The organism is Rahnella selenatireducens (assembly GCF_046449555.1).
GTDB lineage: Bacteria > Pseudomonadota > Gammaproteobacteria > Enterobacterales > Enterobacteriaceae > Rahnella > Rahnella selenatireducens.
The window spans coordinates 1-419 of sequence record NZ_JBKEZJ010000056.1 but is presented as its reverse complement, the minus strand read 5'-3'; the positions used below and the strand labels follow the sequence as shown (position 1 = coordinate 419).

The window sequence follows — 419 nt, the reverse complement described above, 5'->3', positions numbered from 1 at the left end:
GATCACCGGCGTCACCGACAGCGGCGGGCGGCGCTTTCGCCTTGAACTGATGACGCTGCCGGATTTCAAACCCGCACTGAATTCCGGCTGGGGCGAAGATTCTGGCGTGCGGCTTTCCGCCGTCTGGCTGACGAAGGATATCGCGTTTCCGGATTTACCTTCAAAACCGCTGGTGCGCTACGACTACACCGTGCGCGGCGAGCTAAAAACCGTCTGTGACCGCGCGGGCGAAGTGGTCCGGGAATTTGACTGGCATCCGGAACTTTCCGGCACCGGCCTGATGGTCGCTCACCGCTATGCCGGACGCCCGGCCACGCGCTACGTGTACGACGCCACCGCAAAAGTCATTTCTCAGGTCAATCCCGGCGGCCTGAGCTATCAGTTTGAATACAGCAAAAACCAGACCCGCGTCACCGACA

The 419-nt window shown here is 60.9% G+C and carries 1 pseudogene; it reads left to right on the top strand.

The window, feature by feature from the left end:
- Positions 1 to 419 (top strand): annotated as a pseudogene (locus ACLBVC_RS24800) (hypothetical protein); the annotation flags it as partial.